Origin of the sequence: Shewanella sp. SP1S1-7, from assembly GCF_031932105.1 — a bacterium.
Taxonomy (GTDB): domain Bacteria; phylum Pseudomonadota; class Gammaproteobacteria; order Enterobacterales; family Shewanellaceae; genus Shewanella; species Shewanella baltica.
The window spans coordinates 1-11864 of sequence record NZ_JAUOEU010000052.1; the positions used below are offsets into that span (position 1 = coordinate 1).

The 11864-nt window shown below is 43.5% G+C and carries 18 protein-coding genes; all 18 read right to left on the reverse strand.

Annotated elements, in window-relative coordinates:
* Positions 1–1106: 1106 nt before the first annotated feature.
* Positions 1107–1691: a DUF6151 family protein gene (locus Q4Q49_RS21630; RefSeq protein WP_311901148.1), complete on the reverse strand. Its 585-nt coding sequence runs from the start codon at positions 1689–1691 to the stop codon at positions 1107–1109.
* Positions 1692–1789: 98 nt separating this feature from the next.
* Positions 1790–2632 carry a methylated-DNA--[protein]-cysteine S-methyltransferase gene (locus tag Q4Q49_RS21635; RefSeq protein ID WP_311991046.1) on the reverse strand — a complete coding sequence of 281 codons (843 nt, stop codon included), beginning with the start codon at positions 2630–2632 and terminating at the stop codon, positions 1790–1792.
* An 11-nt stretch (positions 2633–2643) separates the two neighbouring features.
* On the reverse strand, positions 2644–3408 hold the full coding sequence (locus tag Q4Q49_RS21640) for an SDR family oxidoreductase (protein ID WP_311901145.1): 765 nt from the start codon (positions 3406–3408) through the stop codon (positions 2644–2646).
* 218 nt (positions 3409–3626) lie between these two features.
* Entirely contained in the window at positions 3627–4046 is a 420-nt protein-coding gene (locus tag Q4Q49_RS21645; RefSeq protein ID WP_212600448.1) for a hypothetical protein, read from the reverse strand.
* Between the two features lie 88 nt (positions 4047–4134).
* Complete coding sequence (locus Q4Q49_RS21650; protein ID WP_311891727.1) at positions 4135–4542, reverse strand: hypothetical protein; 408 nt, start codon at positions 4540–4542, stop codon at positions 4135–4137.
* An 81-nt stretch (positions 4543–4623) separates the two neighbouring features.
* The gene (locus tag Q4Q49_RS21655; RefSeq protein WP_220592667.1) at positions 4624–4923 is read right to left on the reverse strand and encodes a type II toxin-antitoxin system RelE/ParE family toxin; all 300 of its coding nucleotides are present in this window, start codon (positions 4921–4923) and stop codon (positions 4624–4626) included.
* Complete coding sequence (locus Q4Q49_RS21660) at positions 4911–5168, reverse strand: type II toxin-antitoxin system Phd/YefM family antitoxin (protein WP_220592666.1); 258 nt, start codon at positions 5166–5168, stop codon at positions 4911–4913. Before Q4Q49_RS21660 ends, Q4Q49_RS21655 begins: the two co-directional genes overlap by 13 nt.
* 133 nt (positions 5169–5301) lie before the next feature.
* Positions 5302–5808 (reverse strand): hypothetical protein, encoded by a 507-nt coding sequence (locus Q4Q49_RS21665; protein ID WP_311901199.1) that lies wholly within the window; start codon positions 5806–5808, stop codon positions 5302–5304.
* Positions 5809–5917: 109 nt separating this feature from the next.
* A complete protein-coding gene (locus Q4Q49_RS21670; RefSeq protein ID WP_312000412.1) occupies positions 5918–6364 on the reverse strand; it encodes a hypothetical protein in 447 nt (148 codons plus the stop codon).
* 115 nt (positions 6365–6479) lie between these two features.
* A complete protein-coding gene (locus Q4Q49_RS21675; RefSeq protein ID WP_312000413.1) occupies positions 6480–6809 on the reverse strand; it encodes a hypothetical protein in 330 nt (109 codons plus the stop codon).
* A 54-nt stretch (positions 6810–6863) separates the two neighbouring features.
* The gene (locus Q4Q49_RS21680; RefSeq protein ID WP_312000414.1) at positions 6864–7250 is read right to left on the reverse strand and encodes a hypothetical protein; all 387 of its coding nucleotides are present in this window, start codon (positions 7248–7250) and stop codon (positions 6864–6866) included.
* A 71-nt stretch (positions 7251–7321) separates the two neighbouring features.
* Entirely contained in the window at positions 7322–8668 is a 1347-nt protein-coding gene (locus Q4Q49_RS21685) for a serine hydrolase domain-containing protein (protein ID WP_312000415.1), read from the reverse strand.
* 111 nt (positions 8669–8779) lie between these two features.
* Positions 8780–9208, reverse strand: a complete 429-nt coding sequence (locus tag Q4Q49_RS21690) for a hypothetical protein (protein ID WP_311991052.1) — start codon at positions 9206–9208, stop codon at positions 8780–8782.
* 124 nt (positions 9209–9332) lie between these two features.
* Positions 9333–9680, reverse strand: coding sequence for a hypothetical protein (locus Q4Q49_RS21695; protein ID WP_311991053.1), 348 nt, complete (start codon positions 9678–9680; stop codon positions 9333–9335).
* A gap of 100 nt (positions 9681–9780) precedes the next feature.
* On the reverse strand, positions 9781–10125 hold the full coding sequence (locus Q4Q49_RS21700; RefSeq protein WP_310803711.1) for a hypothetical protein: 345 nt from the start codon (positions 10123–10125) through the stop codon (positions 9781–9783).
* A gap of 114 nt (positions 10126–10239) precedes the next feature.
* A complete protein-coding gene (locus Q4Q49_RS21705) occupies positions 10240–10593 on the reverse strand; it encodes an energy transducer TonB (protein WP_312000416.1) in 354 nt (117 codons plus the stop codon).
* Between the two features lie 117 nt (positions 10594–10710).
* Complete coding sequence (locus Q4Q49_RS21710) at positions 10711–11049, reverse strand: hypothetical protein (protein WP_312000417.1); 339 nt, start codon at positions 11047–11049, stop codon at positions 10711–10713.
* A gap of 89 nt (positions 11050–11138) precedes the next feature.
* Complete coding sequence (locus Q4Q49_RS21715; protein WP_312000418.1) at positions 11139–11765, reverse strand: hypothetical protein; 627 nt, start codon at positions 11763–11765, stop codon at positions 11139–11141.
* Between the last annotated feature and the right edge of the window lie 99 nt (positions 11766–11864).

Genomic DNA, 11864 nt, shown 5'->3' on the forward strand with positions numbered 1-11864 from the left:
TACTGCTGCATGGGCTAGAGTGCTCCCAACTTTTTGAGGCTATCTAGGGATTATCTAGGCCGCATCCAAAAACGGTTGAACCATATTGGTGCAACACGCTGAACAACGCCCATTGAATAGAAACATATCAATAACAATTCAGATTAAGGCAGCATGAGCCTAAAAACGCGTTCAATCACCCAGAAACAGTGTGCAGATCATCCCAGTTCACCTACTTTCGATGACTAAAAACGGGGAGCGGATAACGCCTTCGCAGGATGAGGTCACGACCGAAACCGTGAGCCGAATAGAAGGATCCATTTTGGCGCCATCAATTCACCCAGAACTGCCAAAAAACTCACCTTTTGCCCTACCCTTTACGCCCTTCAAACGTTAACACAAAAGCAACAAAAGCGAGTCATTGCATCCTCCTGTAGGGTTGATGCAATGACTCGCCTGTAGCCCTACTGCTACATGGGTTTGAGTGCTCCCAATTTTTTGAGGCTATCTAGGGATTATCTAGGCCGCACCGAAGAACTGTTGAACCCTAATGGTGTAACACCCCCTATCGCCACATAACATATCAGTAACAACTGCAACTAAGAAAACGTGTAGAATTCTCACTTGTCATCGTCGCACAGCACGTCTATATCTGCCCTATTTATGCCTGCTGCACCCACAGACATTAGCGAATGCCTGAACGACTAATACATCTGCAGGTAAAGCCGCTGACAAAAACGCAAACATGCACCTTGATGCCAGGCATCAATACCTATGCCCTATCCATCCCCTTATCCCAAGCCAGCGTGAGATTAGCGGACACACCTGCAGGTAAACACACGGCAGGATCATAGGACCAAGCAGAACAACAAGCTTAGGTACCGGCCATCATCGACCACCGGCATTAACGTATTGCTGTTCAGCACTCATGATGCGCTTTGGGATTGGATAACACGCCTGCAGGCGAAAAGAGTACAGTTCAAGAACATGCCGCACTAAGCCTGCAACTGGCCACGATGCCATTGTGATTGGGTAACACGTCTGCAGGTGAAGCCGTAGTCCAAGAACAGGCCGAGCTGTAGCGAGGTCCAGCTCCACTGTTTGTGATTGGAAAATGAAGCTACTTGTTACACGTCACTCTTCAATTTATCCAATTCGTCAGTGTTCAGTATTTTTGGGGTTACACGAGGTAAACCGGAAGAATTAAAAAGAGGAGAGTTTTTATATCTTCCATTGATGCGGTTCGTGACCACGATCCATATAAAGCGGACTAAAACCCCCATAAGTCCACGTTGCTTTGGCTTCGCTTGGCCTAAGGCAGTATCAGTGTTTAAAATTGCAACGTCTGCTCCAAAGTCTTTATCCATTTGCTGCCGGTCTAGGCAGCTGTGAATAAGGCCGATGAATGATGCTTTCCGGCTTGCCATAGTGTTACCAATAGGCGTTCCGCAACATGCAGCATACCAGCGGATCATACCGTTTTCACTGAGTCGTACTGCCGATATAAAATGTTCCCCTTGGTAGAAGAACAGGTGTTGTTGAGACACTTGAACGATCTCAGTTCCGCCTTGTTCATCTAGTACAAAAGGGGCTTTACCAAGAAAATGTGCGAACGCTCTGCAATCCGTGCAATAGCAGATGAGACGATTGGTAGTTCCAATTTTGTTGAGTTGTCCTTTAACAGCACCGCACTTACATTGAATTAGATGCATAGTTATCAACTTTCCTTAGTCAGATTACAAGCAACGCTGTGCTCTTATAACGCCCGCCATCACCCGAGCGAGGTACAAGCGTCGGTTGCATGGCATTGTTATAGCGCAACCGGTTCATCACGCATTTTTTCCCATGTTTGTACCATAAGCTTCTTAGTTGGTCCCCAGCGATACCCCCCAAGCGCACCACTTTGCTGGATAACCCTGTGACAGGGGATCAGCAAAGCCACTGGATTTGCTCCAATAGCGTTACCAACAGCCCTTGCCGACTTGGGTGCACCGAGTGATCTGGCTACTTCGGCATAGCTGACCACAGCGGCCGGTGGTATTTTCAACAAAGCACGCCACACGGCGATCTGAAAATTAGTCCCTGTCACATGGAGCGACAGCGGGCCTTGCCCGGAAGCTGTGTCACTGTTAAAAAATGCATCAATAGCGTGTCGCGTAGATGCCAAGCTTTCTCTGATCGAACTGAGAGGCCAATCGTTATGTAAGTCATCCAGCAACTCCTCCATGCTATTGAAGTCCATGAATGCTGCCCGGCAAACACCACGCAGGGTTACGGCCACAAACATGGGCCCCAATGGGGTCGGATGGACTCCATACTCGATCTGTACGTCCTTACCTCGATTTTTATACTCGCCGGGTGTGACTGCTTCCAGCTGCACAAAGTGATCATGCAACCTTGAACTGCCGCTTAATCCAAGCTCATGTGAGACATCAAGCAAGGAGCGAGAATTATTAAGCAATCCTTTGCCCCGCTCCAATGTCAGGACCTGTAAAAACCGCTTCGGCGTAGTACCTGCCCAACGACAAAACAGCCTTTGAAAGTGATACGGACTCAGATGCACATGGGCGGCTATCTCTTCAAGGCTGGGCTGATCAATTGCCCGCTCAACCAAATAGGCCATGGCGCTTGCGATTCGGTCATAGTCTGACATGGCCCGGCCTCTCAAACACGATTTATAGATACACCGCCATCGACCAGCATTGCAGATCCAGTGGTGAAGCTGGAGGCGTCGGAGGCAAGGTACAATGCGGATTGGGCAATTTCATCTGGTGTCGCCATACGCTTAAGAGCATGCAAATTATGCACAAATGCCAATGCTTCTGGCGTATTGGCAAACTCACGTCCTGCTGGCGTATCAGTACCACCGGGCAAAAGGGCATTGACCCGGATATTCTGAGGCCCGTGCTCGGATGCCAGCACTTGAGTCAGTCCAATCAATCCCGCTTTACTGGCTGCGTAGGCTGCCATGCCTGGCATACCTGCGGTGTAACCAACGAAGGTAGAGGTGAAAATTAACGAACCTCCTTTTCGGGCAGCCATGGCAGGCAGCTGGTACTTTGCGCCCAAAAATGCGCTGGTTAAGTTGGTCGCAATAACTTGATTCCAGTCCGTGAGCGACATCTCCGGGACAGGGCCCATAGCACCCAGAATGGCAGCATTGTTAAAAGCGATATCCAAGCCACCAAAGTGGCTTACTGCTTTATCTACCAAAGCTTTGGCAAACGCTTCTTCACCAACATCACCGGCGAGTGCCAGTGCCTGCCCGCCTTCCGTATTGATTAAGTCCACCAGTTCATCAAGCTCCTTCTGTCGCCTTGCAGCCACCACTACGGCAGCACCTTCTCTGGCAAAAAGCTTCGCGGCTGCGTAGCCAATGCCGGTACTGGCACCGGTAACAATAGCAACTTTGTGGGCAAGTATGTTCATCGTAATTCCTCTAGGATCTGCTTGCTATAAAAGGGCATCTGCCCGAACAGAAGCTATCTTAGGAGGCCGAACGACTAATGCCGACCCGAATCTTGCTGTATTTCAATTACGCTATAGCGCCTCATTAAAAGGCAAAAATAGTTGATTTAAATAAGCGACACAGGACAAAAACCAACTGTTGTTGTCCTGCTTTAACGACTAGTTAGGTTGCATTTTTCTCATAAATTTGACCATTGCTGTTTTAAACCAATGAAGTGAATAATACCAAAACTTAAACAAATCAATGAACTCCACATCCAAAACTCAGGAGAACGCCCCATAGGAGAGCTGACTAAAAAGAAACCGGCAACACCGCGAAGTAAATAAATAAAAGTGATGAGAATAAGAGCTAAACGAAGTAAAGGTAAACGAACAATTACACCTGCCGCAGAAAATGCGTAAATCGACCAAATAGAGAGAACAAGAACAATACCACTGGTAATTAATGTAGGTTGAATACTACCGCGCTCAGCAAGCAAAGCCATTTGTTCACCTGCACCAAAAAAACGATACCAAGGAGCGCCAAAATAAATACAACCTATATGAAGAATGGCTACAACGGCACTTAATGCACCTGCAATAATTAAGAATACATTCATACTGCGACAGAACCTCCGTGTTAACTAACGCCCCAAGCAGGGCAACTTTTAAGCCGGCTAAAATAAGGAGCGAAGCGACAGGACCAGCTTAAAATTCAACTTCCTCGATAACAAATTGCCCTGTTGATTCGACCCAACTTCCTTCTGGAACATCTAATTGATAGTTACCTAATTCATTGTCAGATATGACAGGAAGCAACGAATTAACCATAAATAATTTTTCGTTATCTTCGTCTAGTTTGAAGCCGCCGTATGTGCCAACAACACTCGTTGCTATAGATTTAGTTTGTTTATCCGTTAACTGCCAGTTAGCGTGCCAATATCTTAGGTCGGCATCTTTCAATTTATTTAGAGGAAAACAACTTTTAAACCAATCAATACTACCAATGAAATAGCAGACAATAGTTAGATCAAAATCAGGGAAGTAAACCTCAGCTTCACCTTCATTTTCGCAACTGCATGGTGTGATACTTTTTACGATTACTCGATATTTCATATTGAATGCTAACATCCCGCGCATGCGCGCGAACTTAGGAACGTCACAGGAGGTGAATACCCCGAATGACGCGGATTGTTATCAGTTTCCAAGCATGAACGCACGAAGCTGTCGCTCCTCTCGCATGACAAAGAGGACGAAAACTCGCTGCTCATCCTCACGATAAAAAATGCGACAGGGTGGAATCACTACCTCTCTGTATACCGAATCCGGGAGCTCAGGAGGAATCCGCCCGGATTTGGGGAAATTCTCCAAACGTTCTGTCTTGTCGAAAACTGCCTTCACGAGATCGCTCGCAGCAGCAGGGTTGTCCAAAGCAATATACTCAGCAATGGCATCAAGTTCTTGAAGGGCTGGCTCTGTCCAGATCACTTCAGCCATTTAGTCATCTTATCTCTGGCTTCACTTTGGCTATACGTTCTTCCCTCAAGTACAGCACGCTCTCCACGAGCGAGCCCCTCAAGCAGCGCAAGCCGACGCTGCATGAATTCATAATCTTGAACATCTACAAGGTATGCAGATGGCTGACCATGCTCTGTAATCAATACGGGCTCTTTCGACAAGTGCAGATCTGCCAGAATCTTTGTCGCTTGACGCTTTAGATTCGTAACTAGCTCAACTTTCATAGGTTCACCCTGTTCTAAATTCAAAGTGACACTATAGTATCACTTTGCGAGCAAGGCAATCCTAGCTAACGTTTGGTTAAGGGGCGGGCTTTAGCCCGTCCCAGTGAGCGAAGCGAACGGTTTGAACCACTTGTTAGCTGCATAGAACACCGTAACTTTCAAGCGCCTCTTCAATAACATCAGGGGTAAGCTCAATGAGGGCTTGACCGAACGTTTTATCGTTCTTCATCCATAATATGAAACCAAATATGTAGCGCATCGTTTCTGGGCTTGTAGTCACGGGTATGCGCATATAAGAATATTTCAGTAGCAGTTCCATAGCTGTTAAGTAGTCTTCTAATAACCACTCCGGGACATTCGGGTTTTCACGTTGGCCTTTAGCTATTTGAATGCTACCGATATAAGCCCAAAGATCGGGCCCGTCATAAGAAACTTCGACTAATGATCGTACTAGGAAAGGGATTACTGATAACGAAGCTTCTCCTATATCTCCCTGATGGTAAAGCTCTTGCCATAAGGCATCCCACGCGGCTCTGTCATAAGGGCGATCAAGGACGCCGCTTAATATTGCGATTACATCACAAGGTATACGATAACCACCGAGTAGTTGCCGTTTTCTTAGATCGTCGAGAGTCAGCATGTGCCTGTCCTTTGCAGCTAATGCCCTGTTAATGGGCAAAATATAGTTGACTAAAATTAAGCGACGAAGGAGCAAAAGCCAACTGTATTTTGTCCTTTTTAACAGTTTGTTAGCTGCCGTTTACTGCAAAATAAATTCTTGGTAATTCAGTACCCCAAGATTGATTTTTAAATGCCATCATCTTGGAGAAATCAAAATTTGAAATAACAAATTTTTCATTAGTTTCCCATTCAATTTGATATCTTACATCGTCAGGTTTTCCATCTAAGCGAATCAAAGCATCAGTTGTTTTTAACGAGAATGGAGATGAAGATTTATTTTTTATTCGTTCTACATATATCTGAGTTTGGGGACTAGAAAAACCACCACAGCCAGTCATTATAACTACCGCTCGCAACTCCCCATTAGGGGAATAAAGTTCTTCGTATTCATCTGTAGAACATGCTGTACTCATCAAGTACATGAAGGAATATAGAATTGTTGTAATTACAACCCCAACCCAAAATATTGCGGCCCCTAAGTTCCAGAGTTTTTTCCAATCTGCTTCAAAGCTCAAATCCTTTTAGGCTACTAACGCCCGCCGCAAACGCGAGCAACGTGTTGCGAGTCGAGCAACGTGTTGCGAGTCGAGCCGCGAAGCGGCGTTTTGATGGCGATTGTTAGAGCACGGTCTAATTGCAACGAATATGATGCACCATTAAATACATACCGTGGTCAGCCTCAGCTTTTGGTTCTACCATTTCTTGAGCTTCTGACACAGTACATTCTTTACCTATCTTCTTTACAAATTTGTTTGCTAAATCCATGCGGTCACTATTTGAAGAATGCGGGCTAACTGTATTTAACTCGAAAACGCATAGATAGTGCTGCTTTTTATCGTTTAGCCATTGGGGTTCATCAAAGCACGCAAAGCCAGTTCCAGTATCAAAATTTATTTGTTTATTTGAACAGCCTAGTAAAAACAAGCTAATCAAAATTGTTAAGTATCTGCGTGCTTTCATACGAGTACCCTAACGCTTGTAGTACCTGTCCGACAACCTGCACTTGTTATGTGCTTACCAAATTTCAATTGTTGGATTAAATTCACCAGATTTACCTGAATGCGAAGTGCTCATTTTAATTTTTGAGGGCACAAAGCTATTGCCCTTGTACTCTGGATTAACCTGCATGTTGTCGATTAAGCCTTGTTCTACAAAACGAATAAGTGTTTCCGTGATTTGGTCCTTTATTTCTGGGATTCCAGCAGGCACGTAAACAGAGTTTTGAGGAATATCTTCACCTCCAAATTCAGATGGGAATAAAAGTATTTTGAAAAGCTTGCCTTCCTGAACAAGTGCCATCGTCTTTTCGCGAGAATTTACATGAGAGAAATCCAGTCCTGTATCTGCATTTGCTCCACTCATCCCTAATACCCCAAGAATTGTCATTAGTAACTTCTTCATCTGCGCTCCATTTGCACATAAAACCCGCAACAAGCGAGCAACTTGTTGCGAGTCGTTTTTGATGGCGATTGTTATATTTCCGATCGGACTAAAGGCGCTAGCTCACCCATGTAAATACTGACAGGAACAAGTAAACGCTTATCATCCTGCTCTCGAAGTTGATAATAATCTTCGGTGCATTCATACGAAAATGCGTTATTTTCCCGAAGCACTAATTTTCGGATAACGCCATTGCCGGTTGTTGCACTGAGTTGCCCATCATCGAATGTAACCGTCATAACCGTATCGTCTGCACCTTTGTATTGACCAATCAGAATCTTAGCTTGCTCTGTGATGTTTTTATCAACAATTGGCGTTGGTGAAAGGTTAAGTTGCCTTGCAATCATATTTAACAAAGCTGGGCCAGGGTGAACAGAGTCATTGTTGCCGAATACTGTGCCAAGTAAATCATGTGAAGGAAAATAGATTGACCATGCCATAAAACCTGGCACCTGCCCTTGATGACTGTACGACGGTAGGCCACTTATAGGATATACATCGGTACCAAAACCATAATTTACTGATTCACCGTTGTTTAATTTCGCTCTACTTACCATCAACTGATAATTTTCAGCCGAAATTACCTTCCCAGAACTTAAACCACTATGCCACAGGCTCATGTCATCAAGAGTAGATGCAATTGCACCTGCCGCATAAATCCAACTGCGGTCAACGGTTTCGGGAGCCAAATACAGATTAGGCGCGTCTCTATTTGTGGTATAACCTTTAACGATTTGCTTTGAGCTTTCCCCATTAGTCACAACAAACGAATTCTGCATACCTAAAGGAGAAAAGATATTTCGCTGTAAATACTCGCTATATGTCAGACCAGAAGCGACTTCAATCACCTTTCCCAACAAAATATATCCGGTATTTGAATACGCATAATCAACACCAGGCTTTCTAAGCACAGGCATTTTACTCACCTGATTGATCACTTCATCAATGGTGGCGTATTTGTCCCACCGCTGCCTGATCCCTGCATCCAAGTTGTAATTTGGCAGCCCAGAAGTATGGCTTAGCACACTTTCAATCGTCAGCCTTGTGTACTCGACGGGAATATCTTTAATAAAATCACCCAAGGTACTTTTTAAGGATAACTTTTTATTTTCAGCAAGTTGAAGGATGGCTGCAGCAGTAAACTGCTTTGTAATTGATCCGATTTGAAAAGTGTCATCAACTTTTAGTGGTTCGCGAGTGCTTATGTCTGCAACACCAAGCACGCCTTTGAAAACATGCTTTCCAGCTTGTTCGATACTTACTGCAAGTCCCGGCTTATCCAATGATGCATGGCAAGATAACATTGCTGAAAAATCATGTTCTTGTGCATCAACACAGCTAACAAAAAATATCGAGCTAAACAGTAACTTTTTTACCATTGAAATAAACACTCCCTTGCAAAAAAATATAACGCTCGCCTAAACGGCGAGCAACTTGTTGCGAGTCCAGCGGCCGCAGGCCGCGATGTTTGAGGCGCTTGTATGCGTAACTTAATCACACTTATCAAGGTTGTTACCACTTACCCAATCCTGAACCAAACCAGTTGTTTTAGACCAGTTACTGGACATACCATAAGCTTCAACAAAAACTGGACATTTATTCTGAGGACTAACATCAACTATAATTTGGTAAAATCTATTCCAATTTACATGGGCAACTGAAGCTAATGTAACTGAATTACTATCAGCTCCACTTTTTTCGATAAACGTATCGCTTGTGCCACCATAAATATCTTGCTTACCATGCGCGAAGCATTTTTTTAATTGTCTCTCCATTAACTCAACAGTTTCATTAAATGACTTATTTGAACAAAAACTGCTTTTAGCTTTACCAGCGGTTCTAAGTTCATCTACTGACTTAGGGACAGATGCACACCCTGAAAGAAACATTAATGATATTAAGACAAAACTAGATTTCATTTCTAATCCTTGAATTACGCATAACGCCGCCATAAACGGCACAAAATAGCTGGCTATACTTGGCGACGAAGGAGCACAAGCCAGCTGTTTTGTGTCCGCGCTTTAATGGCCTTGTTAGGTGCTTTTACCCAATTTTTGCTAGTGCTTCTTGAGCAGCTACCATAACAACTTTCCATTTAGGATCTTTTAATAGCTCATCAATAGATTGATTTTCATTATCAATATTTTGCTCAAAAAGCTTTGTAAACTCCCAGAGGATTAACTTTTCATCAGCGGTGAAACTTTCTGATATTAAACCAGGCCCTTGAGGTAAGGAGTCCATAACTAAATCATCAAACCACCAACAAACAAATTCACTTTTATAGTCGATATACTCAACTTTCGATGAAAATTCTCTCTGTCTTGGCGGAGACGATAAAAAGCTCAAAATGTCTAGGCACGAATTTCTGAATTCCAAAGCAGTACTATCCATAGTTACCTAACTCCTTTGTAACGGGCAGCTTTGCTGCGAAGCAGCGCTTAAAGCTGTCCAGCCCGAAGGGCGTTCGTTGACAAACTTGTTAAGCATTGGACTACAACCCCGTATAACTATGTGAAACTTCATGACTTTTATAGGTGCCATTTTCATTTAGATTAATAAATATCTGAATGGCACAGTCATAAAACAACCAAAGAAAAACCCCTTCAAATTTACACTGTGCTTCATTTTCTCTTACGATAGCCTGATAGCGAAACGAATACTGATCATAGCTATGCGACAAGTTAGCAGATGTTAGATACGCTTCAATATCTTCTTTGCTGGCACCAACGGAAAGATTATCCTCGATGCTGCTTTGAATGCCTTCTACTGTTGTGAGTTCGCTGGCCCACAAAGAGCTACAAAGAAAAATAGTTATAAAGGCTATGGCTAACTTCAATGCTTCTTCCTTGTGGATGCTTAACGCCCAAATTTAGCGCGGAAAGCCGCGCAGCGGGTTGACGTCGCAGCCAGCGTTTTTTGCTGGCGATAATATTTGTTTGTTATATGCCACTTACTTTGGCTTATTGAACTTGTCAAAATCAAACTTAAACCGTATATCGAAACAGCGCTCTGTGTAACTTGACTGATTAAATTGCCAAGTTCTGACCGCCCTTATAGATTCCCTATCAAATAACCTAAAAGGCACCGAATCAGTGATAACTGTTTCAGTTACCTTACCGCTATCGTCTACCATGAATCGAATATCGACAAAACCTAATCCGCTCAGCTTTTCAGTATGCATAGGCCACCTCGGAATATTCACACTAAGCAGCTCAAATTTTTCACCAGAGCAAGACTCAACCGTATATTCATCAGTTTCAACGAATGTAAGTAGTGTTGAAGCGAAAAGTAACTCAATCATCATGGCATATAACGCTTTGCTAAGGGGCCATTAACAGTTGGCTATACTTGCGCGAAGCGCCAAGCCAACTGTTAATTGTCCCTGTGAGTGTACGAACGAACTTTAGCAACTTGTTATATTTCATAGCATAGCCTTTAATATTGTTGCTATTGCAGCTTTTTGCTGCGGATCAGTTGCCTCTTCGAATATCCTTACTAAATAAGGGGCCACATGCTTTTTTTCTTCATTGGACATTACAAATGAATCGTCAAACCAAATTTGATTATCGCTATCAAGCATAATCGTAAAAGCATCATTACCACTCTTTACGATCAGTCCAATCACTTCGGCCTCTACAAAGGTTCCCTCATAGATTAAGTTGCTTTTTATAGCTGAAACTCTTGGGTTCATCTCACTCTTAGCCATCAAGGGGCTAACAAAAAACAATGAAATTACTAGAATCCAAATCTTCGACTTCACCGACACACCTCGATTGAAATATAACGATTAAGCTAAGGGGCGGGCTTTAGCCCGTCCCAGCGAACGAAGTGAGCGCTTTGAGCGCATTGTTAGATGCCACTACGCAAATTCGTGAAAATGGTTATTTCTCTTACCTTGTTTATGACGGTTACATCAAGGTCTGTGAGAGATATTTTCTTAACATCGTAATTGATGACAAACGGGTCAGGGGGACAATGGTAAATCACAATGTCTTTTTCCCCTTTTGAGCAAAGAATCACTCGATACTCATCCGAAAACCAGCGGCCCAATACTTTATACTTACCTCGAGAAGCAAGAACCCTTTCATAGTACGGGCCTTCGGGAAAGCTAGTTTTAAATTCATTTTCCATGAGTCTAGCGGTGTTACAGCCAAAATGATTGTCGAGCTTTCTTAGCCCCTCCAGATATTTATCAGAATAATAGTTATGGATTTCTTCTGCAGACTCAAAGTTTTCAAAACCTGGAAATGTTTCCGCTAAGGATATGCCAAATGCTTTTTCCCCTCGGGGCTTTAAGTCAATCGTCCCGCCTTCTTCAAATATGATTCTGTTGAAAGGGCCAAGGTCGAGTTTTAATTTATTTATTTTGTGACTTACAAATTCGGTGAGGTATGCTGCCAGATTTTGATACCTTCCTCTGAACTGCGGAGAGGTATTTTCGAGATGGCTAGTAATATAAAGCTGAGTAATTTTCATGGCATTTAACGCTTACGATAAGCGGAAAAATCTAGCGATTTGGCGCAGCCAGCTAGTTTTTTCCGCCTTGATTGTTTTGTTATGTGGCAACACTTCATA

What these genes read in the sequence shown, in the direction of transcription:
- Q4Q49_RS21715 (WP_312000418.1), bottom strand. Translation starts at nt 11,765, where the DNA reads ATGAAAATTACTCAGCTTTATATTACTAGCCATCTCGAAAATACCTCT.
- Q4Q49_RS21665 (WP_311901199.1), bottom strand. Translation starts at nt 5,808, where the DNA reads ATGCTGACTCTCGACGATCTAAGAAAACGGCAACTACTCGGTGGTTAT.
- Q4Q49_RS21630 (WP_311901148.1), bottom strand. Translation starts at nt 1,691, where the DNA reads ATGCATCTAATTCAATGTAAGTGCGGTGCTGTTAAAGGACAACTCAAC.
- Q4Q49_RS21695 (WP_311991053.1), bottom strand. Translation starts at nt 9,680, where the DNA reads ATGGATAGTACTGCTTTGGAATTCAGAAATTCGTGCCTAGACATTTTG.
- Q4Q49_RS21680 (WP_312000414.1), bottom strand. Translation starts at nt 7,250, where the DNA reads ATGAAGAAGTTACTAATGACAATTCTTGGGGTATTAGGGATGAGTGGA.
- Q4Q49_RS21690 (WP_311991052.1), bottom strand. Translation starts at nt 9,208, where the DNA reads ATGAAATCTAGTTTTGTCTTAATATCATTAATGTTTCTTTCAGGGTGT.
- Q4Q49_RS21645 (WP_212600448.1), bottom strand. Translation starts at nt 4,046, where the DNA reads ATGAATGTATTCTTAATTATTGCAGGTGCATTAAGTGCCGTTGTAGCC.
- Q4Q49_RS21685 (WP_312000415.1), bottom strand. Translation starts at nt 8,668, where the DNA reads ATGGTAAAAAAGTTACTGTTTAGCTCGATATTTTTTGTTAGCTGTGTT.
- Q4Q49_RS21650 (WP_311891727.1), bottom strand. Translation starts at nt 4,542, where the DNA reads ATGAAATATCGAGTAATCGTAAAAAGTATCACACCATGCAGTTGCGAA.
- Q4Q49_RS21655 (WP_220592667.1), bottom strand. Translation starts at nt 4,923, where the DNA reads ATGGCTGAAGTGATCTGGACAGAGCCAGCCCTTCAAGAACTTGATGCC.
- Q4Q49_RS21640 (WP_311901145.1), bottom strand. Translation starts at nt 3,408, where the DNA reads ATGAACATACTTGCCCACAAAGTTGCTATTGTTACCGGTGCCAGTACC.
- Q4Q49_RS21675 (WP_312000413.1), bottom strand. Translation starts at nt 6,809, where the DNA reads ATGAAAGCACGCAGATACTTAACAATTTTGATTAGCTTGTTTTTACTA.
- Q4Q49_RS21660 (WP_220592666.1), bottom strand. Translation starts at nt 5,168, where the DNA reads ATGAAAGTTGAGCTAGTTACGAATCTAAAGCGTCAAGCGACAAAGATT.
- Q4Q49_RS21705 (WP_312000416.1), bottom strand. Translation starts at nt 10,593, where the DNA reads ATGATGATTGAGTTACTTTTCGCTTCAACACTACTTACATTCGTTGAA.
- Q4Q49_RS21635 (WP_311991046.1), bottom strand. Translation starts at nt 2,632, where the DNA reads ATGTCAGACTATGACCGAATCGCAAGCGCCATGGCCTATTTGGTTGAG.